Raw genomic sequence first — 26980 nt, forward strand, 5'->3', positions numbered from 1 at the left:
CACCATCGCCTCGGCCTCGGCGACCGAGTTCGCCAGCGGCTTCTCGCACAGGACGTGCTTGCCCGCCTCCAGCGCCGCGATCGCGATCTCCGCATGGCTGTCACCCGGTGTGCAGACGTCGACGAGCTGCACGTCGTCGCGGGTGACGAGGGCACGCCAGTCGGTCTCCGCGGCCGCCCAGCCGTGTCTGGCCGCTGCGGCCCGTACGGCGGCCGCGTCGCGGCCGGCGATCGCGGCGAGGACCGGCCGCGCCGGCAGATCGAAGACACGGCCGACGGTGCGCCACCCCTGGGAGTGGGCGGCGCCCATGAACGCGTATCCGACCATGCCAACGCCGAGTGTCGGCGGCGCGGCCTCGCTGGTCTCGCTGTCCCTCTTTTCCATGAGTCTCCTAGCGAGGGGACACCGGCCTCAGCCGGTGGGGAAATTGCTTCCCTGACTTGTGGTACTTTTTGTCCGTTCCGCAAGGGATCGGTTCGGGCTGGACCGCAACCCTCGGGTTGGAAGCTCCCTTCCTTCGGGTTGGGGAGCGGAGTCACACGGGTTCCTCCTCGTCGATTGCTCGGTCGGTGAAGGTCAGTTGAAGCCCGTAGGCAGGTACTCGTCGACGTTGTCCTTGGTGACGACGGCCGAGTAGAGAGTGACCGAGGCGGGGATCTCCAACTCCGCCATGCCGCCGACGCCCTTGCCCTGGCCCAGCGCCCGGGCAAGGTCGATGGCGGAGGCGGCCATGGTCGGCGGGTAGAGGACGGTCGCCTTCAGTACCCCGTTGTCGGCCTTGATGGCGTCCATCGCGGACTTGGCCCCGGCGCCGCCGACCATCAGGAAGTCGCTGCGGCCCGCCTGCTGGATGGCGCGCAGGGCGCCGACGCCCTGGTCGTCGTCGTGGTTCCAGAGCGCGTCGAACTGCTTCTGCGCCTGGAGCAGCTGAGCCATCTTGGCCTGGCCGGACTCCACCGTGAACTCGGCTGCCTGGCGGGCGACCTTCTTGATGTTGGGGTAGTTCTTGAGGGCGTCGTCGAAGCCCTGGGTGCGCTGTTTGGTGAGCTCCAGGTTGTCCATCCCGGCGAGCTCGACGACCTTGGCGTTCGGCTTGTCCTTGAGCTGCTCGCCGATGTAGCGGCCGGCGTTGAGGCCCATGCCGTAGTTGTCGCCGCCGATCCAGCAGCGGTAGGCCTGCGGGGACGCGAAGATCCGGTCCAGGTTGATCACGGGGATGCCGGCCTTCATGGCCTGGAGTCCGACCTGGGTGAGGGCCTTGCCGTCGGCCGGCAGGATCACCAGCACATCGACCTTCTTGTTGATCAGCGTCTGGATCTGGCCGATCTGGGCCGCGGTGTCGTTCGAGCCCTCGGTGATCTCCAGGGTCACCTCGGAGTACTTCTTCGCGCGCTCCTTGGCGTTCTCGTTGATGGCGTTGAGCCAGCCGTGGTCGGCCTGAGGTCCGGCGAAGCCGATGGTGACGGGCTTGCCGGGCTTGTCGTCGGCCGCCGGGACATTGTTCGTGGCCGTGTCCTGCTTCTTGGGCTCATTGCTGGTGCAGGCGGCGAGGAGAGCGCCGGTGGAGACGGCGGCGGTGCCGAAGAGCAGTCCTCTGCGGCTGGTGGCCGGGATTTCTGGCATGGCGACAGACCCCTTTCGGGACAGGGTGCGAGCGGGTGTGCGGGGAGGGGGAGATGACGAGGTGTCACGTACGCGATGTCACACGTCACACGTGCTGCGTCAACGCGACATTCAACACGCGCCGTTCAACGCGATGTAAACACGCGCTGGTCAACGTGCTGTGTCACGCTTCGCCGTTGCGCAAGGTGCTGCGCTGGACCAGGACGGCGGCCACGATGATCGCTCCCTTGGCGATCTGCTGGACGGCGCTCTCCAGATTGTTGAGGGCGAAGATGTTGGTGATGGTGGTGAAGACGAGCACGCCGAGGACGGAGCCGACGATGGTGCCGCGGCCGCCGCTGAGCAGGGTGCCGCCGATGATCGCGGCGGCGATGGCGTCGAGTTCGTACAGGTTGCCGTTGGTGTTCTGACCGGAGCCGGACAGGATGATCAGCAGGAAGGCCGCGATTCCGCAGCACAGTCCGGAGAGCAGATAGAGGTGGAGCCGCTGGCGGCGTACGTCGATGCCGGCGAGCCGGGCCGCTTCCGCGTTACCGCCGACGGCGACCGTGCGGCGTCCGAAGGTCGTACGGTTCAGCAGCAGCCAGCCGACGACGGTCACGGCGGCGAAGACCAGGACCAGCGGCGGGATGCCGAGGATGTAGGCGTCGGGGACACCGAGGTCGAGGACCGACTGCACGGTGACGATCTGGGTCTTGCCGTCGGTGATCTGCAGGGCGAGCCCGCGCGCCGAGGCGAGCATGGCGAGGGTCGCGATGAACGGCACCATGCCGCCGTAGGCGATGAGCAGTCCGTTCACCAGTCCGCAGCCGAGACCGACGACGACCGCGGTGAAGAGGATGCCGGCGAAGCCGTATTCCTGGGTCGCGACCGTCGTCGCCCACACCGAGGCCAGGGCCACGATCGCCCCGACGGACAGATCGATGCCGCCGCTGGTGATGACGAAGGTCATGCCGACGGTGACGACGCCGATGACGGACGCCTGGGTGAGCACCAGCTGGAGGTTGGCGGTGTCCAGGAAGGTGTCGGGCCTGGTGATGCCGCCGACCGCGATCAGTACGACGAGGACACCGAGGAGGGACAGGTTGCGGACGTCGGCGCGCAGTCCCAATGCCGGCCGACCGCGCCTGGCGGCCGGGGACTTGACCGTGGCCGGCGGCGGTGCCTGCGGGGCCTCGGAGGCAGGCTGCGTCATGAGCTGGGGCTCCCTTCCATGACAAAGTCGAGTACACGGTGCTCGTCCAGCTCCCCGGCGGGCGCCGTATGCACGACGTGACCCTCGCGGAGCACCAGCACCCGGTCGGCCAGACCGAGCACTTCGGGGACCTCGCTGGAGACGAGGAGGACGGCGAGTCCGTCGTCGGCGAGCCGGCGGATCACGGCGTACAGCTCGGCGCGAGCGCCGACGTCGACGCCGCGGGTCGGCTCGTCGAGCAGCAGGATGCGGCAGCCACGCAGCAGCCACCGGGCGAGGACGGCTTTCTGCTGGTTGCCGCCGGAGAGGGTCCGGACGCGGGTGTCGGGGTTGTCGGGCCGCAGCGAGAGCTCCCTGGTGGCCTGCTGCGCGGCCCGTCGCTCGGCGCCCCGGTCCAGCCAGCCGCCGCGCGAGAAGCGGGAGAGCGAGGACACCGACACATTGCGGGTGACGGATTCGAGCATCAGCAGGCCCTGGGCCTTGCGTTCCTCGGGCGCGAGTCCGAGTCCGGCGCGGACCGCGGAGCGCACACTGCCGAGAGTGAGGGGGCGGCCGTCGACGGTGACCCTTCCCGCGCTGGGCTTACGGGCGCCGTAGATGGTTTCCAGGATCTCCGAGCGTCCGGAACCGACCAGTCCGGCGAGGCCGACGATCTCCCCGGCCCGCAGTTCGAGGTCGACGGGGGCGAACTCGCCGTCTCTCGTGAGTCCTTCGACGCGCAGTACGGGTTCACCGCCGGGCGGGGTCGCGGGCCGGTCCGGGAAAACGTACTCGACGTTGCGGCCGGTCATCATGGCAACGATGTCGCGCGTGGGGGTGTCCTTCGCGGGAAGCCCCCCGGCAACGGCCCGGCCGTCCTTGAGGACGGTGACACGGTCGCCGATCCGACGGATCTCCTCCAGCCGGTGGGAGATGTAGACGACGGCGACGCCGTCGGAGGTGAGGTCGGCGACGATACGGAAGAGATTGGCGGTCTCGTCCGGGTCGAGGGCCGCGGACGGCTCGTCCATGACGATGAGGCGCACGTCGTGGGAGAGCGCGCGGGCCATGGAGACGATCTGCTGCTGTGCGGCGGAGAGTTGGCCGACGGAGCGGCCCGGGTCGATCTCGGGGTGGCCGAGGCGGCGCAGGAGCCCGGTGGTGGCCCGGCGGGCCTCGCGGCCGCGGACGACGAAGCCGGCGGCGGTCGGTTCATGGCCGAGGAAGACGTTCTCGGCGACCGACAGGCCCTCCACCAGGTCGAGTTCCTGGTAGATGGTGGCGATGCCGAGCCGCATGGCGGCGATGGGCGACTTCAGTGAGACGGGGTCGCCGCGCCAGGTGATCTCTCCGTCGTCGGGCTGGTGGGCTCCGGCGAGGACCTTGATGAGGGTCGACTTTCCGGCGCCGTTCTGGCCGAGGAGGCAGTGGACTTCGCCGGCCCGGACGTCCAGGTCGACGCCGTCGAGTGCACGGACACCGGGAAAGGACTTGGTGATGCCGGACATGGTGAGGAGCGGTGGTGCGGGTGGTTCTGGTGGTTCTGGTGCCATGACGAATCCCCTCGGCGGGTGCGGGTGCTGCGCGTGCCGTTTCGGGTGGTGCCGTGGTTCCGGTGGTGCTGTCCGGCGCGGGCCGGTGGTGGCTTGTGCCCACCCGTTCCTCCGCTGGGACTCCGTCCTGGGGGACCCTGGGGGGCGCCTCCCAGGCGGAGCTCTGGGGGGGGGGGGGGACGAAAGCCCCCGAACCCTCACGCAGGAGAGAACAGGTGGTCGCTGATGAGCCGGGCCGCGCCGATCACTCCGGCGGTGGGGCCCAGTTCGCCCAGCACGATGGGGAGATTGCCGGTGGCCAGCGGCAGTGACTGCCGGTAGACCTGGGTGCGGACACTGGCGAGCAGGGTGTGTCCGAGGCCGGTGACCCCGCCGCCGATCACGACGAGACCCGGGTTGAAGAAGCTGACGAGTCCGGCGATGACCTGGCCGACGCGGTTGCCGCCCTCACGGATGAGATCGAGGGAGGTGGCGTCGCCGGCGGCCGCGGCCGCGGCGACATCGGCGGCGGTGAGCTTGCCGGCCGCCTCCAGTCGTGCGGCAAGTTCCGACGACTGTCCGGTACGGGCCGCGTCCTCGGCGTCGCGGGCGACCGCGGCGCCGCTGAAGTGGGCTTCCAGGCAGCCCCTGTTGCCGCAGGCGCAGGCGCGTCCGTCGGCCTCGACCTGGATGTGGCCGATGTCGCCGGCGCTGCCGGTCGTACCGCGGTATACCTCGCCGCCGACGACGATGCCGCAGCCGATGCCCGTACCGATCTTGACGCAGAGGAAGTCGCCTACGGAGCGTGCGACGCCCGCGTGCTGCTCCCCCATCGCCATCAGGTTCACATCGTTGTCGACCATGACCGGGCAGCCGAGTTCCTGGCTGAGTGCCTCGCGGACCGGGAAACCGTCCCAGCCGGGCATGATCGGCGGTGCGACGGGCACGCCTTCGGGGAACCGGACGGGGCCCGGCACTCCGATGCCCGCTCCGTCGAAGCCTTCGGCGAGCCCGGAGGCCCTGAGCTTGGCGGCCATCGCGAGGACCTGCTCGAAGACGGCGACCGGGCCCTCACGGACGTCCATCGGGTGATTGAGGTGGCCGAGGACCTCCAGTTCGGCGTTGGTGACGGCGACATCGACGGACGTGGCGCCGATGTCGACGCCGAGGAAGCGCAGGTTGGGGGCGAGCCGGATGTTGTGCGAGCGGCGCCCGCCGCGGGAGGCGGCGAGCCCGTCCGCGACGACCAGGCCGGTCTCCAGCAGCCGGTCGACCTCGACGGCGAGCTTCGACCGCGAGAGATCGACCTGATCGCCCAGCTGGGCACGGGAGTTGGGCCCGCCGTCGCGCAGCAGCCGCAGCAGCCGCGCCTGATGCGCGTTGGCGGGTCGAGCCGTCATACGTCTCACGCGCCCCTCCCCGCCCTTCCAGAACCGTCTCCGGCGGATGTGTCCGCCGGGCTTTCGAGGGGAACGTAGCAGCGCTTTCCCGGGGTGGGAAGAAGTTGAGCATGAATCCACCACAACTTTCTCCACACCGAGGACAAAGCCGTTCGGGTGCGTCCGTCCGCGTAGATCGGGCCCCGCGCGGTGCCGTGCCACTGGTGTTGCCACAGGTGGCGAAGCACGATGGGCCGGACGGGACAGGGAACGACGGAAGGTATGCCGCATGATTCTGGTCACGGGCGCCACGGGGAACGTCGGCTCCGAGCTCGTTCGCGCACTGGCCGAAGCGGGCGCTCCCGTGCGGGCGTTCAGCAGATCGGGTGCTTCGGCCGCGCTGCCCGAGGGCGCCGAAGGGGTGTCTGGCGATCTGAACAGCGCGGAATCGGTGGCCGCGGTCCTCAAGGATGTACGGGCCGTCTTCCTGATGCCGGGCTATCAGCAGGCGCGCGAGTCGCTCGCGGCCCTGCGTGCGGCGGGCGTCGAGCGGGTCGTGATGCTCTCCGGCGGCGCGGTGGCGACAGGTGACATGACGAACGCGGTGACGCGCTACCTGACGGAGGCGGAGACGGCGGTCGAGGAGTCGGGACTGCCGTGGACGTTCCTGCGGCCGTACTCGTTCATGTCCAACACCCTGGAGTGGGCGGAGGGTCTGCGCGCCGGGGACGACACGGTGCGCGCGCCGTTCGCTGGGGTACCGGTGGCCACCGTCGACCCGTACGACATCGCAGCCGTGGCGGCGCTGGCGCTGACGTCGTCCGGGCACGAGGGCAGGGCCTACGCGCTGTCCGGCCCGGAGGCGCTGCTGCCCGCCGACCGGGCGCGGATTCTGGGTTCCGTGCTCGGACGTGAGCTGGACTTCGTGGCCCTCTCCGACGAGGAGGCCCGGGTGCTCATGGAGGAGCAGATGCCTGTCGCGTACGTCGACGCCTTCTTCAGCTTCTACGTCGACGGGACGCTCGACGAGTCACAGGTGCTGCCGACCGTCGGCGATCTGCTGGCGCGGCCACCGCGCACTTTCGGGCAGTGGGCGGCAGAGCACGCCGACGCGTTCAGGGCGCGTCCCTGACCTCCGTCACTGCGGTCGTGCCGGACCCTGCCGGGCCCGGCAGGGTCCGGCCGGAGTCCTGGTCCGGCCAGCGGGCCGTGAGCAGCAGCGCGATGTCGTCGGGGCGGTCCGTGGCTTTGCGTGCCTCGCGGATCAGACGGTCGGCGGTCTCCGCGATGGTCTGGGCACCGGTCTCGGCGAAGGTGGCACGCAGCCGCTCGATGCCGATGTCGATGTCCGTGCCCGGCTTTTCGATCAGTCCGTCGGTGTACAGGGCCAGTACCGCCCCGGGCTCCAGGACCAGCTCGCTGACGGGGTACGTCTCCTCGGCGTCGACGCCGAGGACGAGGCCACCGGGGAGGTTCAGGACCTCGGTCCCGCCGTCGGGCCTGCGCAGCAGGGGCTGCGGATGTCCGGCGCGCACGGCCTGGGCGGCGCCCGTCGCCGGGTCGAACCGGACGTAGCAGCAGGTGGCGAACTGTGCGGGGTCGAGGTCGATGAGGAGCCGGTTGGTGCCGCTCATGACCTCGTCCGGTTCCCGGCCGGCCAGTGCGAACGCCCGTACGGCGCTGCGCAGCTGCCCCATGATCGCCGCGGCGGCGACACCGTGGCCCTGGACGTCGCCGATGACGAGGGCCAGGCCGCCGTGGGTCTCGATGACGTCGTACCAGTCGCCGCCGACGTCCATGCCCTGGGTGCCGGGGAGGTAGCGCCCGACCGTCTCCACGTTCTCGACCGTGGGCAGCCGGTGTGGCAGGAGGGCGGACTGGAGGCCCCGGGCGACGCCGGCTTCGGTGTCGTAGCGCTGGGCTCGTTCGAGGGCCTGCGCGATGAGTCCGGCAAGGGCGGTGAGGACGGTGCGCTCCTCGGGTGCGAAGCCGCGCGGCTGGTCGAAGCCGAGGATGCAGGAACCGACGGGACGGCCGGAGGCGATCAGCGGGAGGAAGGCACGGGCGCCGACGGAGGCGTCGAGGGCGAGACCCGGATAGGCCGCGGCCAGCTGCTGCATGGACTCGAAGAAGATCGGGCGGCCGGTGGTGAGCGTTTCGACGCCGGGGATACGGGCGTCGAGTCCGACGCCTTCGAAGGGGGCGAGGAAGCCGGGCGGGAATCCGGTCTCCCAGGCCAGATAGAGGTGGCGTTCGTGCAGGACGTAGATGGCCAGTTGGCGGCCGCCGAACGCGGGCAGCAGTTCTTCGGTGACGACGGCGGACACCTGACGGGCGGTGACGGCCTCGGTCAGCGCGATGGCGAGGGCGACCGGGCGGTAGAGCGCGGTGGCCCGGTCGGCGGGTGAGGCGAAAGCGCCCATCCCGGTGCCCGGCCGGCTGACGGAACCCGGTGTGTAGGCGGGGCTTTCGGCGGCGGCGACCGTGACGGTCAGTGCGCGATGGCCGGGGTAGAGGGTGACCGACACCCAGTCCTGCTCGCCGCGGTCCGCCTGGAACTTGACGGGTTCGTGGGAGATCAGCGCCGCCCGGTAGTAGTCGTCGTAGGCGGGCCGGGAGAGCCAGGGCACGGCTTCCCACAGCACCCTGCCGGCCAGTTCGGTGCGGGTGAGCCCGAGCAGCTCCTCGGCCTTGGGGTTGACGTAGGTGATCCGCCCGCCCCGGTCGAGGGAGAAGACGCCGTCGGGAAGGCGGTCCCCCGCCTCGGTGGCGATCGCACCCGCGCCGAGGTCGATGACGGATCCGGCGATGCGGCGCGTTGCGATGCCGTCGGCCGGGTGCACCGGGCGGCCGGTGAACTCCACGAGGGAGGGCGGGCTCTCGCCGTGCAGGATCCGGAGTCTGCGGGCCACCGGACGGCCGTCCTGGGCGGCTTCCCGTGCGACGGCCCACAGCTGGTACGCGTCCTCGGGGGTGACCTTCGCGGTGAGGGCGTCGATGGTGCCGTCGAAGTGGGCGGGGTCGATGCCGAGGATCGCGCAGAGTTCCTCGTCGGCCGTGAGGGCGCCGCTGCCGAGGTCCCAGTCGAAGGTGCCGATCCGGACGGGGCGGACTGCGGGTTCGGGGGGCTGGACCACGATCGGTTCCTCCCTCCACAGCACCTCGGTGCCGCCCTTCTGCAGTTCCGCGAGGGCGGCGCCGAGGCGATGGCCCGCGTCGTCCATGCGGCGTTTGTCGGCCTCGTCGACCGGCTTCCCGGGCGTGGCGGGGCGCAGCACCATGAGCACCCCGAACCGGTCGGTTTCGCTCAGGACGGGGACGTAGAGGGACCCGAACGGGAATGGCAGACCGGCTATGAGCTGCGGGAACCGCCGCATGGCCTCTTCGCCGTCGGCGAGGTGGATGGGCTGACAGCTGCGATAGCACTCGGCCACCGGGAAGGGCCGGTTCACATGCATACGCCACCAGGGGCGGAACAGCGTCCCCGGCAGCCCCGAGAGCACGGCGAGCCGCAGCCGGCCCTGCGTCTCGGAGCGCAGGTACACCCCGCCCGCGTAGCCGCCCACCGCACCGGCCGCCTTGACCGCGGCCTCGGCGAGCACCATGCCGAGCTCGTCCGGGCCGCGGACAGCACTGCCGCTCGTCCCGCGCTGCGGCCCGCTCTCAGCTTGCGGGCCAGCCCTGGCCGCGCCGTACCAGGTCACATAGCAAGGATGCGTCAGTGCCGCCCGAAAACGCACCTCCAGCGCGGCCGCACGCAGGCCGTGACCGGTGACCTCCGCCGGTCGTCGGCCGCCGGTCACATGTCACCGGTCACGGCATGCGGCTCAGGCCTCACGCCGGTGGTAGGTCCTGCGGGTGTGCTCGGTGTGCGCCCGCATGATCTCGGTGGCCCGCTGCTCGTCGCGGGCGGAGATGGCCGCGATCAGCTCCCGGTGCTCGATCCAGGACTGCTTGCCGCGCTGCCGGGCGACCGGGGTGTAGTACCAGCGGACCCGGCGGTCGACCTGCCCAGCCAGCTCGGCCAGGACGACATTGCCGGCCAGCTCCATGACCTTGGCGTGGAAGGCGGCATTGGTCGCCACCGCCGTGTCCACGTCGCCGTCGGCGACTGCCTGTTCTCCCTTGGCGCAGAGCTCTTCGAGCGCCGTGATGCCCGCCGATCCGGAGTCGGCCGCGGCGAGGCGGGCGGCCTCGGCCTCCAGCAGCGTACGGACCGACAGCAGCTGGTCGGCCTCCTCCTCGGTGGGCTCATGGACGAACGCGCCCTGGGCGGGGCGCAGATCCACCCATCCTTCGGTGTTGAGCCGCTGCAGTGCCTCTCGTACGGGCTGGCGGGAGACTCCGAGATGGCCGGCGAGTTCGCTCTCGACCAGATGCCGGCCGGGCCGCAGGGCGTGGGTGGTGATGAGCTCCAGCAGCGCCTCGTACACCCGCTCGCGCAGCGGCCCCGGCCGCTCCAGCCTGGGCACGGCTCCTTGCGGCAGTCCTGCGGACAACATCGCGTCCCCTCCGGTGCGATCAGTACCGAGTGCGGTCGATTCCGTGCACTCAGATGCACTCGGATGCACTCAGTGCCGTGCGATTGGGCTGGAAGGCGGTCGACTGGAAAGCGGTCGACTGGAGAGCGATTGGCTATTGTCTACAGTCTACCGAGGCCAACCCGCTCAGGGGCAGCGAATGACCTGGCCCGCGTACGAGAGATTTCCGCCGAAGCCGAAGAGCAGGGCCGGCGCTCCCGAGGTGACCTCGCCGCGCTCCACCAGTTTGGACAGGGCCATGGGGATCGAGGCTGCCGAGGTGTTGCCCGATTCGACGACATCGCGGGCCACGACCGCGTTCACCGCGCCGATCCGGCGGGCGACGGGCTCGATGATCCGCAGGTTCGCCTGGTGCAGCACGACCGCGGCCAGTTCCTCGGGCGCGATGCCGGCCTTCTCGCACACCCGGCGGGCGATCGGCGGGAGCTGGGTGGTGGCCCAGCGGTAGACGGACTGGCCCTCCTGGGCGAAGCGGGCCGGGGTGCCCTCGATCCGTACGGCGTGGCCCATCTCCGGGACCGAACCCCACAGCACGGGCCCGATGCCCGCATCCGCCTCGTCGCACGCCTCCACGACCGCGGCGCCCGCACCGTCGCCGGTGAGGACGCAGGTGGTGCGGTCGGTCCAGTCGGTGACCTCGGACATCTTGTCGGCGCCGATGACCAGGGCGCGGGTCGCGGACCCGGCGCGTACGGCGTGGTCGGCGGTGGCGAGGGCGTGGGTGAAGCCGGCGCAGACGACGTTGAGGTCCATGACCGCGGGAGCTGCCATGCCGAGCCGGGCGGCGACGCGCGCTGCGGTGTTCGGGGAGCGGTCGACGGCGGTGGAGGTGGCGACCAGGACCAGATCGATGTCGGCGGGGGTCAGTCCAGCCGCGGCGAGAGCCTTCGCGGCGGCGTGGGCGGCCAGCTCGTCCACCGGCTCGTCCGGGCCCGCGACATGGCGGGTCCTGATGCCGACCCGGCTGGTGATCCATTCGTCGCTGGTGTCGACCATTGCCGCCAGGTCGTGGTTGGTGAGCACCTTGGCGGGCTGGTAGTGCCCGAGCGCGGCGATACGAGTGCCGGTCATGCCCGGGAAACCCCCTCTGCTGTCGACGTCAGGAGCCATCCAGTCTGGTCAGCGACTCACGGGTACGAGGGCAGGTAAACCGACAGGATTCACCCGCGCGTCTTGGAGACTCCGCTCAGCGCGTCGGTGGCTGGTGCACTCCGAAGGGCGAGCCCTGGTCGTCGCGGCAGAAACGGAAGCGCCCGAAGCGCTCGACGCTCTCCTGGCCCTCGCTGTCGGGGCCTTCGACCGTGCCGCCCAGCTCGACGACCCGGTCGAGCGCGGTGTCGAGGTCGTCGACCTTGAAGAAGAGGTACGGGTTCGCTTCGGCGTCGGCGCCGTGGACCCCGCCGGGGACGGTGGGCGTGGTGATCGAGAAGCCGGTTCCGGTCGGCACCTCCTCGAAGGTCCAGCCGAAAAGGCTTCCGTAGAAGGTGCGGGCCTTCTTGGGGTCGTCCACACCCAGTTCGAAGAACGAGATCTCCCCGGCCATCGCTGGCTCCTGTCGTTCGACGGGCCTGTCCTTCTCTCCACGCTGCCACACGCCCTGTCGGCGGCAAATGCATACTGTAGACAGTATATCGTCGACACGCGCACGCGACATGTACGTACCTGCTCAGTCGTCTTCGTTGCCCCGTGGGACGAGTCGGCGCAGACGGAGACGACGACGGACTGCGCACACTGCGGAGTGGGGTGCAATGTGACCCTGCACGTCCAGGACAATGAGATCGTCAGGGCCACGTCGCCGCACGACAGCCCCGTGACCCACGGCAGCCTCTGCATCAAGGGCCGCTCCGGCTTCCAACACGTACAGAATCGGGACTGATCACCATGGGACGGGTCACCGAGCGCCGCCGCACCATCCGCGTCAGGGACGGGGCGGTCACCGCCCGGCCTGACACGCTGGTCGCCGAGGAGCCGCTGGAGATCCGGCTGAACGGACGGCCCCTGGCGATCACGATGCGCACCCCGGGCGACGATTTCGCGCTCGCGGCCGGTTTCCTCGTCAGCGAGGGCGTGATCGGCGCCGCGGCCGAGGTGCGGTCGATCGTGTACTGCGCGGGCGCCAAGGACGACGGCTCGAACACGTACAACGTGGTCGATGTGCAGCTCGCCCCGGGCGTCGAGGTCCCGGACATCACGCTGGAACGGAATGTGTACACGACGTCGTCGTGCGGTCTGTGCGGCAAGGCCAGCCTCGACGCCGTACGCACCACCACCCGCTTCCCCATCGCCGACACTCCCCCGGTACGGGTGGAGCCCGCACTGCTGTCCGCCCTCCCCGACCGGCTGCGGGCGGCGCAGCGGGTCTTCGACCGGACCGGGGGGCTGCACGCCGCCGCGCTGTTCTCGGAGGACGGCGAACTGCTCGACGTCCGCGAGGACGTGGGCCGCCACAACGCGGTCGACAAGATCATCGGCCGGGCACTGCGGGAGGATCTGCTGCCGCTGTCGCGGGCGATCCTGCTCGTGTCGGGGCGGGCGTCGTTCGAGCTGGTGCAGAAAACGGTGATGGCCGGGATTCCGGTGCTGGCGGCCGTCTCGGCGCCGTCCTCGCTGGCCGTGGATCTGGCCGCCGAGACCGGGCTGACGCTGGTCGGCTTCCTCCGTGGCCCCGACATGAACGTGTACGCGGGCGAGGGGCGCATCGCCCTGCGTTCGGGGGTGTGACGGGCCCGGCCGGCGAGGAGCGCCCCTGCGCCGGCCGGGTCCTTTCCCGCACGGCCCCGCGACGGTCTACCGCACGACGTCGATGAACACCGGGTTCGTGTAGCACCAGGTGTCCAGCCACGGGTCGCCGTTGCCCGGCTCGTGCGCGGTCGGCCCGTGCGGGTCGACCGCCGCGCCGAGGAGACCGGGGCCGTTGCGCTTCCCGTCGCTGCCTCGCAGCCGTACGTAGCAGGACTCCTCGATCCGGCCGAGCGGGATGCGCAGCGTGTAGCAGCCGCGGCGGCCGGAGACGTCGGCGGTGTGCACGACCCGGGTGTCGGGGGCGCGCCACTCGTCGCGGTCCGTGGCCGGGCCGCGGACCGCGCCCCGGATGACGTCGAGATGGGCGAGGCCGGGCACTTCACCGTGGTGGTTCGGGCGCGACGCGGTGGTGACGGTGACGGTCAGGGTCACCTGCTCACCGCGGCGGACCCGCAGCCGGCCGCCGAGTGTGACGCCACGGCCGGTCCCGTACGGGCGGTGGACGCGTACCTCGATGCCGTCGACGAGCTGGCCGTGGTCGACCCAGACCCGGCCGGCCCGCAGTCCGGCCATGACGTGGCGGTAGCCGTAGCGGGTCACGCCGACGTGCGTACGGCTGAACTGACCGGGCCACAGATCGCTGCCGGGCTGCGGCTCGGTGGTGTCGACCGGGTCGGGGAGGCGGCCAGTGTTGTCGAAGTTCTGGCCCGGCAGCCAGTCGCCGTTGCGCCAGGTGTCGAACACGACCCGGTGCACATCCGAGTTGGACGTGATCGAGAAGAGCTTGCCCTCGGCGAGCATGGCGTCCCAGAGGCCGCCGACGGTGGCGGTCGCCCAGTCGAAACCGCCGTAGGTCACGTACGCCTCCCGCGGATAGCCGGGGAAGGAGTTCGCGGAGGGGGCGTTCTCGTACTCGCCGCGGATGCTGCGCGCGCCGCGGCCGGGGTGTGCGGCGCCCTGGGCGCCCGGTGCACCCTCCATGCCGATCATGATGCCGGGTGCGGCGTCCCGCCAGGCCCGCAGCTCGTGCGGGGAGTCGATGCCGAGGCGCAGCGGGTGGTTGGCGAGGACGAGGACGTCGTCGACGTATCCGCTGTTGCGCTGCTGGTCGAGCCACTGGAGGGCCTTGACGGCATGGGCCTCGTTGCGCGGGGTGTCGGGGTGGCCGGGGGCGCCCGCGGTGTATCCGAGGAGCTTGCCGTCGTACTCCCGCTCGAAGCGGGTGAGCAGGTCGACCTCGTGGCGGCCCGGGGCGGAGAAGACGGTGGCGTGCTCGGCACCGGGTATGTACCACTCCAGGCCCTGGAAGATCAGCATGCGGCGGTTCTCGGCGCGGGCCCTGAGGATCTCCCGGTGCTCGGCCTCGGCTCCGCCGGCCTGGTGGTGGCCGATGTTGCTGTGCTCGGTGAGGACCATCCAGTCGAGGCCGTAGCGGGAGGCGGCGGTGGCGAGCTGGGAGAAGGTGTACTTCGCGTCGTGGCTGTACACCGAGTGGATGTGGTGGTCGCCGACCAGGTACACGAGGTGCGGGTCGTCCCCGCCGTGGGACGGGTGGTGCGACGGGGTGCGGGCCTCGGCCTGGGTCGGGGCGAGCGCGGACGCGCCGGTGTATGCGGCCCCGGCGAAGGCGGCGCCGTACAGTCCGGCGCGGCGCAGGAGGCCGCGGCGGGACAGGCTCTGCGGGTCGAGCGACGCGGCGGGGACATCGGGGTCGGCCCAGCGCGGCAGGGGTTGGGGGCTGTGCATGGCTCGTGCTCCTTGGAAGGGTTCGGCGGCGGTCGGGCGTTGGCGATCAGGCGTTCGCGGCCGGGGCTTGGCGATCAGACGTTCACGGTCAGGCGTTCATGAACGCGCGTACGGGAAGGGCGCGTTCGGTGACACGGACATCGCCGATCCAGCCGCGGAACAGCTGGTCGAGACTGCCGCCGTACTCGTAGCCGCCGAGCAGCCAGGACAGTCCGAGGGTGGTCAGGCCGTTGGTGGCGGTGGCGGGATTGCGGGCGACCGGGCAGCCGTCGACGTACATCGTGGTGTGGCGGCCGTCGTTGACGACGGCGACGTGCCACCAGGTGTCGAGCGGCAGTTCATGGCCCCAGTTGGTGACGAGGCCCTTCTGGTCGAGGGGGGCGGCGGCCCACTGGAGCGCGTGGCCGTCGGAGAGGGAGAGGGTGACGGCGGGCTCTTCGGGGTCGCCGGTCTTTCCTGCCGCGCCGAGGGTGCCCTGGCGGCTGAGGAGCGCAGACCAGGCGTTGCGGGATCTGGTCCAGTCGGCGGGGAGCTTGAAGAACGCCTCGATCGTGTAACCGGAGCGGAAGGTCGCCATGTTGAGCGGGGCGTCCTTCACGGTCTGCAGGAAGGCGCCGCGCAGCGGGGGCTTTCCGCCGTCGAACCAGAGGCTGCCGTGGCCGGGCTGGTCGGGGTGGTGGCCTGCCGACCAGCGCAGGGCGCCCGCGGGACTGCCGGGGACGGCGGTGCGGGTGAGGTCGTTGCCGTGGCCGGACAGGTCGGGGACGCGAAGGGTCTCGTCGGCCGCGGATCCGTCGGGCCGGCCGTTGTCGAAGCGCCAGTACGCGACGGTGCCGGGGATCAGCATCCGGGAGGCGGGGCGCGGGCGGCGCGGGCTGACCGGCGCGAAGCCGGCGAACCGCTTCTCGAAGTCGAGCGGCACGGAGAAGGAGTTCGCGGCGTCGGTGAGTTCCAGCTCGCGGCGCTCCAGGGCGTTGAGCCTGCCCGACTCCTCCTTGGCGAGGAGCCACGGGGAGAACGTGGAGACGTCGATGGTGTTGCGGGCCAGGTCGAAGCGGTAGAGGCGGATCATCGCGCTGCCGCCGAAGTAGCGGTCCTGGTAGTTGGTGATGTGCAGATGGACGTCGTTGCCCGCGGCGTTCTCGCGTACGGTGCGGGCGGCCGGCCAGAAGTGCCCGTTGAGTGCGAGGAAGATCTGGTCGTGGCCGTCGATCAGCTCGTCCCACAGGTGCTGCCCGAACCCGGAGAGCTGGGCCTCGTCCCCTGCGTGGTCGGCGTACACCAGCTCGTGGGTGGTGAGGATGACCGGCGTCTTCGGGTGCTGGGCGATGACGCTCTTCGCCCAGGCGATGCCGGCCGCCGAGGGACGCCAGTCGAGGGCGAGGACCAGCCATTCCCGGCCCGCGGCGCGGAAGCGGTGGTAGGTGTTGTAGCCGTCCGGGGACGCGCCGCCGAAGGTGCGCAGCCGGCGCAGCCGCTGCGGGCCGAAGGCATCGAGGTACGGGGTGCGGCCTCGCTGGTCGTCGGTGCGCGAGTCGATGTCGTGGTTCCCGGCGAGGACGCTGTACCCGGCGCCACGCCGGTCCAGGATCCGGAACGCGTCGCTGAGCGGGGCGAATTCCTCCGGACGGCCGTTCTCGGTGAGGTCGCCCAGATGGGACAGGAACACGATGTTCTCGTCGTGGGCGTGGTCGAGGACGTATCTCAGCGCCGCCTCGACGGGCTCCTTGTGGATGCTCGCGCCGTCGAAGAGGTACTGGGTGTCGGGCATGACAGCGAGCGTGAAGCGGGGGCTGTCGGGGTCGGACCGCCATCCGGCAACGTTGTCAGCCGTCGTCGCGGCCGCCGGGGTCGCTGCGGCTGCCGTGGCCGCTGTGGTGCCCGTGAGCCCCACGGCGGCGGTCGCCGCACCGACGGCACCGGCAGCCCGCAGAACCGCGCGCCGGCTGGCCCCACTCGCGCCGCCCGCGTCCGGCGCGTCCGGCGTGCCCGGCGCGTCCGGCTCAAGAAGCTGACTGGACATCTCTTCTCCCGACCCTTGGCCCATGTGACGCCCCGCACGCTATGCGCGCCTCGCACGTCCCACGCCTCACATCGGCAACACCGGGAAGAAGACTGCGTGAACGGGTGCGGGGCCGGGGACCGGCTCCGAGGGAGCAGAGGCCGGCCGGCGGTGGGGCCGGGATCAGCGGGATCAGCGGGGTCGGCGAAGTCAGCGAGTTCCGCGGGGGCGTGTGGCGGGTGGCGGGATCAGCTGGAGCTCCAGGGTGGGCGAAGGCTCCGCGAGGCCCGGTCCCCCGGCCTCGGCCCAGGCGAGGATGTCGTCCGTGGCGTCGTCGTCCAGTACCCAGCCGACCCAGACCGCGCGGGCACCGCGGGCGCGGGCGGCGGAGGACGGCTGCACGACGACCACGTTGGCCTGCCCGCAGGGGCCGAGACACTCGCTGGTCCGGACGACGAACCGGCCGGCCGAGCCCGCCGCGGCCTCGCGCAGCCGGCGGAGCTGGGTCTCGTGGTCGGTGCCCGGATGCTTGCGGGCATCACCGCAGCAGCAGCCACGGCAGACGACGAGTGTGCACGGGCGGGAGGCGCCGGGGCGTATCCAGGTACGGGTGCCTCCGGCCGTCGCGCCGGCCGTCACTGCGCGGTGCCCAGCGTGATGGCCGAGGCGGCGGCGACCGTGCCGAGGCGCGGGAAGTTCAACTCGACGGCGGCGCGGTGCTCTTCGGCGGTGAGGGCCGCCATGGCGTCCTCGGCGAAGACGAGTTCGTAGCCGAGGTCGGACGCGGCGCGGGCCGTCGACTCGACGCCGAGGTTCGTGGCGATGCCGCCGAACACGACCGTGCGGATGGAGCGTCCCGCCAGGATGTCGTGCAGCCCCGTGCCGTGGAAGCCCCCGACGGTGCGCTTGACGACCACGATGTCGTCGGGCGCGGCGAGCGCGGCGACGAGGTCACTGCCGGGCGGCTGGGTGCCGGCGCCCGGCCGCTCCGTGCGGATCAGGACGACGGGCGCGTCCGCCGCGCGGAAGGCGGCAGCCAGCCGGCCGGCGGCGGCGAGCGCGGCGTCACCGGTCCGGGGTGCGAGCGGGAGCGCGACGATGCGTTCCATCGGATCGACGAGGACGAGCGCGGTGGTGCGGGCATCGAGTGCGGGCATGCGCTCACGCTATCGGCCGATGATCTCGTACCCCCGGTGGGGGCGGGGACGAGACGCCTGCGGCGGGGCTGGATTTCCCGGCCCGTCCGGCAATTGAGGAAGCGGCCGAAGGCCGTACGGGGTCCGGGGGCGAGGGCTGTACGGGGTCCGGGGGCGACGGCCGTACGAGGTCCAGGGACGAAGGCCGCACGGGGTCCAGGGACGAAGGCCGCACGGGGTCCGGGGGCGACGGCCGTACGAGGTCCAGGGACGAAGGCCGCACGGGGTCCAGGGACGAAGGCCGCACGGGGTCCAGGGACGAAGGCCGCACGGGGTCCGGGGGCAAAGCCCCCGGATCAGCCGCGCACCGTCGCGCGCGGATGCGACGGTGCCGGCGGAACCGGGGGGCGCGAAAGTGCCGGCGGGGCCGGCGGAACCGGCTGCGGGTCCTTCGCCCGCCGCTTCGCGATGACCGCGCAGACCATCAGCTGCATCTGGTGGAAGAGCATGAGCGGCAGCACGGCGAGGCTCGCCTGGGCGCCGAACATGACGCTCGCCATCGGCAGTCCGGCCGCGAGGCTCTTCTTGGAGCCGGCGAACTGGATCGCGATGCGGTCGGCGCGGCCGAAGCCGAGCCGCTTCGGGCCGTACCAGGTCAGCGTGAGCATCACCGCGAGCAGCACCGCCTCGACGAGGAGCAGCGCACCCAGCCGCACCGGGGTGACCTGGTGCCACACGCCCGCGACCATGCCCTCGCTGAACGCGGTGTAGACGACGAGCAGGATCGAGCCGCGGTCCACGTAGCCGAGAAGCCTCTTGTGGCGGGTGCGGAATCCCCCGGTCCACCGGCGCAGCACCTGCCCCGCCAGGAACGGGACCAGCAGCTGCAGCACGATCTTCACCAGGGAGTCCGCGGAGAAGCCGCCCGCGCTCTGTCCGAGGAGCAGCGCCGCGAGCAGCGGGGTGAGGAGGATCCCGGCGAGGCTGGAGAAGGAGCCCGCGCAGATCGCCGCGGGCACATTGCCGCGGGCGATGGAGGTGAAGGCGATCGACGACTGGATGGTCGAGGGGACGAGACACAGGAACAGCAGACCGCTGTGGAGCTGCGGGGTCAGAAGTGAGGGGACGAGCCCTTGCGTCGCGAGCCCGAGCAGCGGGAAGGCGACGAACGTACTGACCAGCACGGTCAGATGGAGCCGCCAGTGCCGAAGTCCGTCCAGCGCCTCCCGGGTCGACAGCCGTGCCCCGTAGAGGAAGAAGAGCAGGCCGACCGCTCCGGTGGCGGCCCCGTCGGTGACCGTGGCGGCCGTGCCCGAGGCGGGGAGGAGTGCCGCGAGGAGCACGGTGGCGAGCAGCGCCATGACGTACGGGTCGACCGGCAGCCAGGACGGCGGTCGCAGGGGGGTGCGGCGGCTCATGTGCTCCACTTGCTCTCGGTTCAGGTCGTGCCCTCTCCATCGTCCACGCCGCCGAGCCGATCGGGAATCCCGTACACCACTCTGACTGTCATCACGATCGGCGATAGCCTGGCTTCGTGTACGACCCCGCACAGCTGCGTACCTTCCTCGCCGTCGCCCAGACTCTGAGCTTCACACAGGCCGCCCGCAGGCTCGGCGTACGGCAGTCCACGGTCAGCCAGCATGTGCGGCGCCTGGAGGATGCCGCGGGCCGGCAGCTCTTCACCCGTGACACCCACAGCGTGGAGCTCACCGAGGACGGCGAGGCCATGCTCGGCTTCGCCCGGACGATCCTGGAGGCACACGAGCGCGCGGCGGCCTTCTTCACCGGCACCCGGCTCCGCGGCCGCCTGCGCTTCGGCGCCTCCGAGGACTTCGTGCTCACCCGGCTCCCGGAGATTCTGGAGTCGTTCCGCCGCGACCATCCCGAGGTCGATCTGGAGCTGACGGTGGAGCTCTCCGGCACCCTGCACGAGCAGCTGGAGGCGGGCCGCCTCGACCTCGTCCTCGCCAAGCGCCGCGTCGGCGGGACGCACGGCGAGCTGGTCTGGCAGGACGCCCTGACCTGGATCGGCGCGCCTCGGCTGCGCCTCGACCCGGACCGCCCGGTGCCCCTGATCGTCTTCCCGCCGCCCGGCATCACCCGCGCCCGCGCCCTGGAGGTCCTGGAGGCGCACGGCCGCGCGTGGCGCATCGCCTGTACGAGCACGAGCCTGAGCGGTCTGATCGCGGCGGCGCGTGCGGGTCTCGGCGTCATGGCGCACACACGCGGGCTGATCCCGCCGGGCCTCGCGCCCGTCCCGGCCCGCGCCGGCCTGCCGGAGCTGGGCGGCGTGGACTTCGTCCTGCTCCACGGCCACCGGGCGGGCGCTCCGGCGGGCACCCGGGAGGCGGCGGACGCCCTCGCCGCCGCGATCCTCGCGGGCGGCGACCGGCTGCACCGCCCGGCCGGCGGCCCGCACTGACCCCACAAGCCCGCACTGATCCCGCGGATCCGGCCGCCCCGGTCACACCCGCCGGAGGCGTGGGGCAGGGGTGTCCGCCGCGTACAGATTCGGTGCAGATTCCTCCGGACGTTACTTACTCTTCAGTCAGGGCTGGCCCCGGGGCCACCCCATGTGGCTGGATATAGGCGGCTGACCAGCGTCAATGCGATATGTGCCGAGTTGTTGAAGGCCCTCCCGCAGGAAGGCCCCGTGGGGTACCGTCACCGGCGCTGTGCGGAGCGCCACGAGGAGCAGGTCATTGCGTGAGTTCACGGTTCCACCTTTGGCGACGACACCCCCTGTCGGCGGGCTGGCGGATGCCGTGTTCGATCACGCCCAGGCCGATGCGGAGCGGGTCGCGCTCGGCCGCAAGGACGACGAGGGTCAGTGGCGCGATGTGACCTCGGGCGAGTTCCGGGACGAGGTCCTCGCCCTGGCGAAGGGGCTCCTCTCGCAGGGCGTACGGTTCGGCGACCGGGTCGCGATCATGTGCCGTACCCGCTACGAGTGGACGCTCTTCGACTTCGCGCTGTGGACGGTCGGGGCCCAGTCCGTCCCCGTCTACCCCACCTCGTCGGCCGAGCAGGTCTTCTGGATGCTGCACGACGCCGAGGTGTCCGCCTGCATGGTCGAGCACGAGGACCACGCCATGACGATCGGCTCGGTCATCGACCGGCTGCCCCATCTGACGCGGCTGTGGCAGCTGGACAAGGGGGCCCTCGGCGATCTGCTCGCGGCGGGTGCGCACGTCGACGACGACGTGGTGCACCGGCACCGGCGGGCGGTGACGCCGGAGTCCGTCGCGACGGTGATCTACACGTCGGGGACGACGGGCCGGCCCAAGGGGTGCGTGATCACGCACGCCAACTTCATGTACGAGACCGACACGCTCATCGAGCGCTGGGAGCCGGTCTTCCACTCCAAGCCGGGCGACGAGGCCTCGACGCTGCTCTTCCTGCCGCTCGCGCATGTCTTCGGGCGGATGGTGGAGGTCGCGGCGATCCGCGGGCGCGTCAAGCTGGGTCATCAGCCGGTGCTGCAGGCCAGCGCGCTGCTCCCGGATCTTGCGGCGTTCCGGCCGACGTTCATCCTGGCCGTCCCGTACATCTTCGAGAAGGTCTTCAACGCCGCCCGGCGCAAGGCGGAGGCCGAGGGCAAGGCCGGTCCGTTCGACAAGGCCGTCGACGTGGCGGTGCGGTACGCGGAGGCCCTGGAGCACCGGGAGTTCGGGCTGGGCCCGGGCCCGTCGGCGGCTCTGCGGCTGCAGCACCAGTTCTTCGAGAAGGTCGTGTACCACAAGGTCCGCGCGGCGATGGGCGGCCGGGTGCGGCACGCGATGTCCGGCGGGTCCGGTATGGACCGCCGGCTCGGCCTCTTCTTCGAGGGCGCGGGCGTGACCGTCTTCGAGGGGTACGGACTGACGGAGTCGACCGCGGCCGTGACCGCCAACCCGCCGGAGCGCACCAAGTACGGCACGGTCGGGCAGCCCATTCCCGGGACGACCGTCCATATCGCCGAGGACGGCGAGGTGTGGGTGCACGGCGGTCAGGTCTTCTCCGGCTATCTCAACGACCCGAAGTCCACCGACGCCGTGCTGAACGACGGCTGGCTGTCCACCGGCGACCTGGGCTCGCTCGACGAGGACGGCTATCTGACGATCACCGGGCGGAAGAAGGAGATCCTGGTGACCTCGGGCGGCAAGAGCGTGTCGCCGGTCGGGCTCGAGGAGCGGGTACGGGCGCATCCGCTGGTGGCCCAGTGCATCGTCGTGGGCAACGACCGGCCGTACATCGCGGCGCTGGTCACAGTGGACCAGGAGGCGGTCGACCACTGGCTGTCGATGCGCGACAAGGCGCCGCTGCGGCCGGCCGAGCTGGTTCGTGACCCGGATCTGGAAATGGAGATCCGGAGGGCGGTGGTGGCCGCCAACACGCTGGTGTCGCAGGCCGAATCCATTCGTACGTTCCGGATTCTGGCCCATCCGTTCAGCGAGGAGCACGGGCTGCTGACTCCGTCGCTGAAGCTGAAGCGGAAGGCGATCGAGACGGCGTACGCGACGGAGGTGGACGCGCTGTACCGCTGACACCCCGCACGCCTCCCGCACTGACGCACCATCAATTGACGATGCGTCAGTCATTGACGGTCCATCAGGTCGAGCACAGAATCGCCGGGGGTTCGGGGGTGCCCCCCCGAGAAGTTTCAGCCTCGACGGAGGGACCTACCGTGTTGCGACCGATCCGCACCATCGCCGCAGCCGCCGCAGCGCTGCTGCTCGCCACCGCCTGCAACTCCGCTTCCTCGTCCGGGGAACCCAGCGGGAAGGACGCGGCCTCCGCGCGCGGCGTCACGGCCGACTCCATCAAGGTCGGCGGCATCGTCTCCATGACCACCGCCAGCGGGTACAGCAAGAAGGACGCCGACCTCGGAGCCAGGGCCCGCTACGACCGTGCCAACGCCGAAGGCGGCGTCAACGGCCGCAGAATCGAGTACCTGGGCGCCGAGGACGACGGTCAGGATCCGGCCAGGAACCTCGCCGCCGCCCGGAAACTGGTCCAGCAGGAAAAGGTCTTCGCCGTCGCCCCGATGAGTTCGGTGACCTTCTCCGGCGCCGATTTCCTGGAGCAGCAGAGGGTGCCGACCTTCGGCTGGGGGACGCTGCCCTCGTTCTGCGGGCCCAAGCACATCTACGGCTTCAACGGCTGTCTCGTTCCCATGCCGGGCGGGACCCTCAACCAGACCTGGCCGGAGGGCCTCGGATCGGTCCTCGGCGGCACGAGCGGCAAGTCGGTCGCGCTGATCGCCACCGACAACGACGCGGGCAAGTTCGGTATCCGCACCTTCACCCAGGGCTTCACGGCGGCCGGCTTCCGGGTCTCGTACGCGAAAGCCCTCGTGCCCGCCACGTCGATGCCGAGCGACTGGTCCGCGTACACCAAGGAGATCCTGCGGTCGAACGGCGGCAAGGCGCCGGACGCGGTCGTCTCCGTCATGCAGACCCCGTACAACATCGGACTGTTCACCGCCTTGAAGCGGTCCGGCTTCAAGGGGGTCATCTCCGATCCGACCGACTACGACCCGGGGCTGCTGGCCAAGGACGCGACACGGCAGGCGCTCGACGGGGTGCATGTGCTGCTGCAGTTCGAGCCGTTCGAGTCGCCGAGCCCCGCGATGAAGCAGTTCAAGGAGGACATCCGGAAGGCGGCGGGCGACAAGGACGTTCCGCTCAACATGCACATGATGACGGGCTACATGTCCGCCGACCTGTTCCTCGCGATCGCAAAGAAGGCGGGCAAGGACCTGACCGTCGAGTCCTTCCAGAAGGCGGCGTCCTCCTTCTCCGACACCGGGACGCTGGTCGGCGACCGGGCCGAGCCCAAGGGGCGGAAGGAGAGCTTCGGCTGCGGCGCGCTCGTACAGCTGAGGAACGGGCGGTACGAGGTGTCGTCGCCCTTCAAGTGCTACCCGCCCGTCCCCTTCAAGTGAGGGGTCGTCAGTCGTGGGTGACCTGCTGGGCTTCGTGCTGAGCGGACTGGTCTCGGGTGCGCTGTACGCCCTGCTGGCGACAGGGCTCGTGCTGTCGTACTCCGCGTCCGGTCTGTTCAACTTCGCGCACGGCGCGACCGCGTACCTCTGCGCGCTCGCCTTCTACGAGCTGCACTCCGGATTCGGCTGGCCGGCCGTGCCGACCGCGCTGCTGCTGGTGTTCGTCGTGGCCCCCGGGATCGGGTGGGGGCTCGACCGGCTGATGTTCCGGGGACTCGCGCGGGCCGGCGAGACCGCACAGATCGTCGCGACGATCGGTCTGCTCGTCGCGCTGCCCGCGGCGGGGCTGTGGGCGGTGGAGTTGCTCTGGGACGCGGGCGCACCCGTGCTTCCCGCGGAGAACCAGTACGGACTGCCAGGTGTCGGGCCGAGCCCGGCCGTGTCCTGGCAACCGGTGGACGGTGTCGGCATCGACTCCGACCAGTTGATCACCTGGGTGGCGACAGCCGTCGCCGCGGTGGGGCTGTGGGTGCTGATGCGGCACACCCGGCTCGGGCTGCGGCTGCGGGCGGCCGTCGACAACCGGGGGCTGGTCGAGCTGCGCGGCATCAGCGCGGACCGGCTGTCGTCGATCGCGTGGATGCTGTCGTCGGGTCTGGCGGGCCTGGCCGGGGTGCTGGCCACCCCGCTGCTCGGCCTGTCCGCCCACGACTACACGCTCTTCCTCTTCGTCTCGGCGACGGCGGCGGTCCTCGGCCGCTTCGTTTCGGTGCCGCTCGCCTTCGCGGGCGGCCTGGCGCTGGGGGTGCTGCAGAACCTGGTCGCCGGGTACACGTCCTTCGCGGAGGGCATCACGGGGTTCCGGACCGCCGTACCGTTCCTGATCCTCTTCGCGGGGCTCCTGGTGATGGCGCAGCGGCGCCGGGCGGCCGGGACGGCGGCGGCCGACGCCCCGCCCGTCGCCTATCTGGCGGGGCGTTCGTGGCGCCGCAGGTGGGGCCCGTGGGCGATGGCCGCCGTCCTGCTGGCCGCTGCCTTCTACACGGTGACGACCCCCTTCTGGAGCGGGATCCTCGCGCAGGGGCTGGCGATCTCGCTGGTGTTCCTGTCCTTCACGGTGGTGACCGGGCTCGGGGCGATGGTGTCGCTGGCGCAGGCCACGTTCGTGACGGGCGCGGCGCTGGTGGCGGGACTGCTGATGAGCCGGGGCTGGCCGTTCGTGGCGGCGGCCGCGGTGGGCACCTGCGCGGCGGCGGTCCTGGGGGCGGTGGTGGCGCTTCCCGCCCTGCGCCTGGGCGGCCGCTCCCTGGCACTGGCCACACTGGCCCTGGCCTTCCTTGCGGACCAGGTGCTGTTCCAGTTCCGCCCGCTGCGCAACGGCGACACCGGGTGGGAGATCCCGCGCCCCGTGTTCGGCCCGGTGGACCTCGGCGACGACCGGGCGATGGGCGTGGCGCTCGTGGTGCTGGTGACGATCGCGGTCGCGGCGCTCGGCGCGCTGCGGACCTCTCCCGCGGGGCGGGCGATGCTGGCGGTCCGCTCCGCCCCGGCTGCGGCACTGGCGTCGGGAGCGTCGGTCGTCCGTACGAAGCTGCTGATGTTCACGCTGTCGGCGGGCCTGGCGGGGTTCGGCGGCGTGATGTACGCGTCGTTCAACACGCGTATCACGGCAACGGACTTCACCGCGATGACCGGGCTGGTGTGGCTGGCGGTCGTGGTCGCGGCGGGGGTACGGCGGCCGCAGTTCGCGGTGGTGGCGGGGCTGGTGTTCGCGCTGGTGCCGCATCTGATGGCGGAGTACGTGACGGAGTCCTCGCACCTCCCGGTGATCCTGTTCGGGCTCGCGGGTCTGGCGCTGGCGAACGACCCGGACGGGTACTGCGCGGCGGTTCCGATGCGGCTGCACGCACGACGGGAACGGTTGCGGGGGCGGGTTGTTCCGGAACTTCCGGAACAGGGGACAAACCCCAGGACCCCGTCGGGTCGGGAGGAACAGATACGGGGGCGGGGGCCCCGTACCACCGGCATCGGCGGCTCCGCGCCGCTCCCCGAGCACCCGGACCCGGCACAGGCCGGGACCGCCGTCCCCGCCGCACTGGAGTTGCGCGGCGTCCACGCCGGTTACGGCGGAGCGCCCGTCCTGCAAGGGGTGGATCTCGCGGTTCGCGGCGGGGAGATACTCGCCGTCCTCGGGCCCAACGGCGCAGGGAAGTCCACCGCCTGCCGCGTCGCCGCCGGAGTGCTCGCCGTGGAGCGCGGGGGTGTGTACCTCGGCGGGCTGGAGGTCACTCGCGACCGGGCCGTACGGCGGGCGCGACGGGGCGTGCTGCTCGCGCCCGAGGGGCGGGGGATCTTCCCGGGGCTGACCATCGAGGAGAATCTGGCGCTGCGGCTGGAGGAGAAGGAGGCGCGGGAAGCGGTCCTTGAGCGATTCCCCGGGCTCGCCGCCCGCCGCACCGTGCACGCGGGCTCCCTCTCCGGCGGTGAGCAGCAGCTGCTCGCCCTCGCCCCGCTCCTCCAGCACCCGCCCACCGTGCTCATCGCGGACGAGCCGTCGCTCGGTCTCGCCCCGCGCATCGTCGAGGAGGTGTTCCAGCTGCTCACGGAGCTCCGCGCGGCGGGCACGGCGCTGCTGCTGGTGGAGGAGAAGGCCTCCGAGGTCCTCGGGATCGCGGACACCGTGGCGTACCTCGCGCAGGGCCGGGTCTCCTGGTGCGGCCCGCGTGCCGAGGTGGAGGCGGACCGGCTCACCGAGGCGTACCTGGGGATCAAGGAAGGGGTCCGGCGATGACGCGGTACGTACTGGAGGCGGAGGCGATCGGGGTACGGTTCGGCGGGGTGCAGGCACTGAACGGCGTAAGCATCGGTCTGCGCCCAGGCGAGGTCTGCGGTCTCATCGGACCCAACGGGGCGGGCAAGACCACCCTGTTCGACGTGCTGTCCGGGATCCGCCGGGCCGACGAGGGCCGGATCGTGCTGGCCGGGACCGACATCACGCGCCGCTCCCCCGTCTGGCGGGCCCGCCGCGGAATGCGCCGCACGTTCCAACGCCAGCAGCTCTTCGGGCAGTTGACCGTCGCCGACAACCTCCTCGTCGCACAGGAGTGGCGGCGCGGCTCAGGACCCGCCCGCCGCGACCGGGCGGCCACCGTGCTGCGCGAGTGCGGCCTCGACGCACT

At 71.4% G+C, this 26980-nt stretch carries 21 protein-coding genes and 1 pseudogene; 8 read left to right on the forward strand and 14 right to left on the reverse strand.

Annotated features, from left to right (window positions below; genetic code table 11):
* The 5 genes from ACWGI8_RS12365 to ACWGI8_RS12385 form a co-directional block, all read right to left on the reverse strand.
* Nucleotides 1–384: Gfo/Idh/MocA family oxidoreductase (locus ACWGI8_RS12365; RefSeq protein ID WP_453660248.1), on the reverse strand; the 384-nt coding region annotated here is incomplete at its 3' end.
* 192 nt (nucleotides 385–576) lie between these two features.
* A complete protein-coding gene (locus ACWGI8_RS12370; protein WP_453660250.1) occupies nucleotides 577–1623 on the reverse strand; it encodes a substrate-binding domain-containing protein in 1047 nt (348 codons plus the stop codon).
* Between the two features lie 163 nt (nucleotides 1624–1786).
* Nucleotides 1787–2818 (reverse strand): ABC transporter permease, encoded by a 1032-nt coding sequence (locus tag ACWGI8_RS12375; RefSeq protein ID WP_453660251.1) that lies wholly within the window; start codon nucleotides 2816–2818, stop codon nucleotides 1787–1789.
* Nucleotides 2815–4350: a sugar ABC transporter ATP-binding protein gene (locus tag ACWGI8_RS12380; RefSeq protein ID WP_453660253.1), complete on the reverse strand. Its 1536-nt coding sequence runs from the start codon at nucleotides 4348–4350 to the stop codon at nucleotides 2815–2817. The genes ACWGI8_RS12375 and ACWGI8_RS12380 overlap by 4 nt, the downstream gene beginning before the upstream one ends.
* Nucleotides 4351–4547: 197 nt before the next feature.
* Nucleotides 4548–5729: an ROK family protein gene (locus tag ACWGI8_RS12385; RefSeq protein WP_453660280.1), complete on the reverse strand. Its 1182-nt coding sequence runs from the start codon at nucleotides 5727–5729 to the stop codon at nucleotides 4548–4550.
* Between the two features lie 268 nt (nucleotides 5730–5997).
* Here ACWGI8_RS12385 and ACWGI8_RS12390 point away from each other — a divergent pair, with 268 nt between their 5' ends.
* The gene (locus ACWGI8_RS12390) at nucleotides 5998–6840 is read left to right on the forward strand and encodes an NAD(P)H-binding protein (protein WP_453660254.1); all 843 of its coding nucleotides are present in this window, start codon (nucleotides 5998–6000) and stop codon (nucleotides 6838–6840) included.
* Here ACWGI8_RS12390 and ACWGI8_RS12395 read toward each other — a convergent pair.
* From ACWGI8_RS12395 to ACWGI8_RS12410, 4 genes are all read right to left on the reverse strand, one after another.
* Nucleotides 6824–9412 carry a SpoIIE family protein phosphatase gene (locus ACWGI8_RS12395; RefSeq protein WP_453660256.1) on the reverse strand — a complete coding sequence of 863 codons (2589 nt, stop codon included), beginning with the start codon at nucleotides 9410–9412 and terminating at the stop codon, nucleotides 6824–6826. The genes ACWGI8_RS12390 and ACWGI8_RS12395 overlap by 17 nt on opposite strands.
* A gap of 123 nt (nucleotides 9413–9535) precedes the next feature.
* Nucleotides 9536–10210: a GntR family transcriptional regulator gene (locus ACWGI8_RS12400; protein WP_453660258.1), complete on the reverse strand. Its 675-nt coding sequence runs from the start codon at nucleotides 10208–10210 to the stop codon at nucleotides 9536–9538.
* 165 nt (nucleotides 10211–10375) lie between these two features.
* Nucleotides 10376–11320 carry a beta-ketoacyl-ACP synthase III gene (locus ACWGI8_RS12405; RefSeq protein WP_453660260.1) on the reverse strand — a complete coding sequence of 315 codons (945 nt, stop codon included), beginning with the start codon at nucleotides 11318–11320 and terminating at the stop codon, nucleotides 10376–10378.
* Between the two features lie 115 nt (nucleotides 11321–11435).
* Nucleotides 11436–11792, reverse strand: a complete 357-nt coding sequence (locus ACWGI8_RS12410) for a VOC family protein (RefSeq protein ID WP_453660262.1) — start codon at nucleotides 11790–11792, stop codon at nucleotides 11436–11438.
* 144 nt (nucleotides 11793–11936) lie between these two features.
* Between ACWGI8_RS12410 and ACWGI8_RS12415 the strand changes: the two are divergent.
* Together ACWGI8_RS12415 and fdhD are read left to right on the forward strand one after the other, a co-directional pair.
* A pseudogene (locus ACWGI8_RS12415) lies at nucleotides 11937–12125 on the forward strand (2Fe-2S iron-sulfur cluster-binding protein); the annotation flags it as partial.
* Between the two features lie 5 nt (nucleotides 12126–12130).
* Nucleotides 12131–12970, forward strand: coding sequence for a formate dehydrogenase accessory sulfurtransferase FdhD (gene fdhD / locus ACWGI8_RS12420; RefSeq protein WP_453660263.1), 840 nt, complete (start codon nucleotides 12131–12133; stop codon nucleotides 12968–12970).
* Nucleotides 12971–13036: 66 nt separating this feature from the next.
* Here fdhD and ACWGI8_RS12425 read toward each other — a convergent pair whose 3' ends face one another.
* The 5 genes from ACWGI8_RS12425 to ACWGI8_RS12445 all read right to left on the reverse strand — a co-directional run bounded on the left by ACWGI8_RS12425 (nucleotide 13037) and on the right by ACWGI8_RS12445 (nucleotide 19293).
* The gene (locus ACWGI8_RS12425) at nucleotides 13037–14737 is read right to left on the reverse strand and encodes a PHP domain-containing protein (RefSeq protein ID WP_453660265.1); all 1701 of its coding nucleotides are present in this window, start codon (nucleotides 14735–14737) and stop codon (nucleotides 13037–13039) included.
* 88 nt (nucleotides 14738–14825) lie between these two features.
* Nucleotides 14826–16760 (reverse strand): LamG-like jellyroll fold domain-containing protein, encoded by a 1935-nt coding sequence (locus tag ACWGI8_RS12430; protein WP_453660267.1) that lies wholly within the window; start codon nucleotides 16758–16760, stop codon nucleotides 14826–14828.
* A 189-nt stretch (nucleotides 16761–16949) separates the two neighbouring features.
* Nucleotides 16950–17378 (reverse strand): (2Fe-2S) ferredoxin domain-containing protein, encoded by a 429-nt coding sequence (locus ACWGI8_RS12435; protein WP_453660269.1) that lies wholly within the window; start codon nucleotides 17376–17378, stop codon nucleotides 16950–16952.
* The gene (locus ACWGI8_RS12440) at nucleotides 17375–17896 is read right to left on the reverse strand and encodes an isochorismatase family protein (protein ID WP_453660271.1); all 522 of its coding nucleotides are present in this window, start codon (nucleotides 17894–17896) and stop codon (nucleotides 17375–17377) included. Before ACWGI8_RS12440 ends, ACWGI8_RS12435 begins: the two co-directional genes overlap by 4 nt.
* Nucleotides 17897–18231: 335 nt before the next feature.
* Nucleotides 18232–19293 carry a bile acid:sodium symporter family protein gene (locus ACWGI8_RS12445; protein WP_453660272.1) on the reverse strand — a complete coding sequence of 354 codons (1062 nt, stop codon included), beginning with the start codon at nucleotides 19291–19293 and terminating at the stop codon, nucleotides 18232–18234.
* A gap of 116 nt (nucleotides 19294–19409) precedes the next feature.
* Here ACWGI8_RS12445 and ACWGI8_RS12450 point away from each other — a divergent pair, with 116 nt between their 5' ends.
* The 5 genes from ACWGI8_RS12450 to ACWGI8_RS12470 form a co-directional block, all read left to right on the forward strand.
* Nucleotides 19410–20297, forward strand: a complete 888-nt coding sequence (locus ACWGI8_RS12450) for a LysR substrate-binding domain-containing protein (protein ID WP_453660273.1) — start codon at nucleotides 19410–19412, stop codon at nucleotides 20295–20297.
* A 304-nt stretch (nucleotides 20298–20601) separates the two neighbouring features.
* Nucleotides 20602–22401: an AMP-dependent synthetase/ligase gene (locus ACWGI8_RS12455; protein ID WP_453660275.1), complete on the forward strand. Its 1800-nt coding sequence runs from the start codon at nucleotides 20602–20604 to the stop codon at nucleotides 22399–22401.
* A 140-nt stretch (nucleotides 22402–22541) separates the two neighbouring features.
* Nucleotides 22542–23801 (forward strand): ABC transporter substrate-binding protein, encoded by a 1260-nt coding sequence (locus ACWGI8_RS12460; RefSeq protein ID WP_453660277.1) that lies wholly within the window; start codon nucleotides 22542–22544, stop codon nucleotides 23799–23801.
* Nucleotides 23802–23814: 13 nt separating this feature from the next.
* A complete protein-coding gene (locus tag ACWGI8_RS12465; RefSeq protein WP_453660278.1) occupies nucleotides 23815–26592 on the forward strand; it encodes an ABC transporter permease subunit in 2778 nt (925 codons plus the stop codon).
* Nucleotides 26589–26980: ATP-binding cassette domain-containing protein (locus ACWGI8_RS12470; protein ID WP_453660279.1), on the forward strand; the 392-nt coding region annotated here is incomplete at its 3' end. The genes ACWGI8_RS12465 and ACWGI8_RS12470, both read left to right, overlap by 4 nt.

The organism is Streptomyces sp. NPDC054841, assembly GCF_053611045.1.